The 1,810-nt window shown below is 38.6% G+C and carries 3 protein-coding genes; 1 reads left to right on the top strand and 2 read right to left on the bottom strand.

Features of this window, described 5'->3' with window-relative positions:
- The coding region (locus ACOVO2_RS24125) for a DNA polymerase Y family protein (protein WP_421772431.1) at nucleotides 1-739 on the bottom strand (739 nt) is incomplete at its 3' end.
- A gap of 78 nt (nucleotides 740-817) precedes the next feature.
- Here ACOVO2_RS24125 and ACOVO2_RS24120 point away from each other — a divergent pair.
- Complete coding sequence (locus tag ACOVO2_RS24120) at nucleotides 818-1,606, top strand: XRE family transcriptional regulator (protein ID WP_421772430.1); 789 nt, start codon at nucleotides 818-820, stop codon at nucleotides 1,604-1,606.
- Here ACOVO2_RS24120 and ACOVO2_RS24115 read toward each other — a convergent pair.
- Nucleotides 1,595-1,810: SOS response-associated peptidase family protein (locus tag ACOVO2_RS24115; protein ID WP_421772429.1), on the bottom strand; the 216-nt coding region annotated here is incomplete at its 5' end. The two genes, ACOVO2_RS24120 and ACOVO2_RS24115, sit on opposite strands and share 12 nt — an antisense overlap.

Genomic DNA, 1,810 nt, shown 5'->3' with positions numbered 1-1,810 from the left:
TAATTTCTTTTGAAATTGACTTTTTATCATGGTACGGCTCAATAGGAGTATTATCCAAACCGTTGGCTCTTTCCCAAAGCGTAATGCCGTTTTTACCAAATACACTTTCGAGCATTTTTCGGGGCATTTCTGCCAAAGAACCGATATTTTGAATGCCCATATTTCGGAGGGTCTGACCAGTAACAGAACCCACCATTGGCAATTTGCTGACCGAAAGTGGCCTCAGAAATGCCTTTTCATTTCCTGCCAAAATGTGGCATTGCCCATTAGGTTTTACTTCGTTCGTGGCTACTTTCGATACTGTTTTATTGCTTGCCAATCCAAACGAAATACTTAGACCCGTTTCTTTACAGATTTCGTTTTTGATTTGGGTCGAATATTTCAAGCAACCGAAGTACTTTTCCATGCCCGATAAATCGACATAAAACTCATCAATCGAAGCTTTTTCAAGCACAGGAACTCTATCGGATATGATTTGAGTAACCATATCCGAATATTGCGTATAAGATTCATAATCGCCCTTGATAAAAATAGCATCTGGGCAAAGCCGTTTGGCCATTACCGATGACATGGCTGAATGAATACCAAACTTTCGGGCTTCGTAACTGCAAGCAGCTACAACTCCCCGATCCGATATTCCACCGACAATCACGGGTTTGTTTAAAAGCAAAGGATTTTTCAGTCTTTCGACTGATACATAAAAGGCGTCTAAGTCAAAGTGAACAATGTTTTTTTCCATGGGAAAAATATTTTTTAGGATTCTGTTGGCAAGTTATTGACAAAATGCGTAGTTTCGTCTGCTCAAAATGCTTAGTATATGTCAATTTATAAAATTATAGGTCAAAACGTTAGACTTTTAAGGCAACAGAAGGGTCTTTCTCAGGAACAAATTGCAGATTTGCTGAATCTGCCGAGTAATACGTATGCCTACTACGAACGTGGGGATAGAGATTTTCCGATGGAAACGCTTGTGAAGGTTTCGGGGATATTCAGTATTGCTTTAGATGCACTCATCAAGTACGATTTAAGTAAAATCGACCTCAAAGGTTTGATGCAGGTAGGTAGTAATCGCCTTTTGTTTCCGATACTTATCAAGGAAAACTCCAAAGTTGAGAGCATTGAAATTGTACCAATCAAGGCTTCGGCTGGGTATAGAAAAGGCTATGCCGACCCACAATTTATTGAAGCCTTGCCCAAAATCAGTTTACCATTTTTGGGCGTTGGTACACACCGAGGTTTTCAGATTGGTGGAGATTCGATGTTACCGATTCAGTCAGAATCTTACATTGTGGGAAAATATATCGAGAGCTTTGAAGACATCAAGAATAACAAATCTTATATCATTTTGACTGATGAAGATATTCTTTACAAGCAAGTGAAAAATAAAATCAATGAGGATGGTACGTTGCATCTGATTTCAAATAACAAATACTACCCAACGATTCAGATTGAGCCACAGCGTGTTTTGGAAATTTGGCAGTTTACTTGCTTTATTTCTACCAAAGATGTAGATGAATATTCTATGGGACTGGAAGATATTTTTATGTCTTTGAATGGTATCAGTAAAGGAATCGAGGAGATAAAGGAGAGGATACTAATCAAATAATTGAAGTTCTGGGTAATCAACTCTTTCCAAAATCACGGCTTTGTTGCGGTTTGCTTTGGCATTGTTGGCTTCCATCGAGATTGGAATGGCCACTAAGTCAGTCTCGGTGTAGGTTTTGATTAAATCAGAAATTGATTGACGAGATAATCGAGGGTCGAGCCATGTTTTTTCGTCATTTTGGCTCAAAATCAAAGGCATTCTTTT

The organism is Emticicia sp. (assembly GCF_049241225.1).
Classification (GTDB): domain Bacteria; phylum Bacteroidota; class Bacteroidia; order Cytophagales; family Spirosomataceae; genus Emticicia.
Note: the sequence above shows the minus strand (reverse complement) of the source record. Positions and strands in the feature narration are given on the sequence as shown.

Excerpts from the sequence above, each read along its gene's own strand:
- ACOVO2_RS24120 (WP_421772430.1), top strand. The coding sequence starts at position 818 with ATGTCAATTTATAAAATTATAGGTCAAAACGTTAGACTTTTAAGGCAA.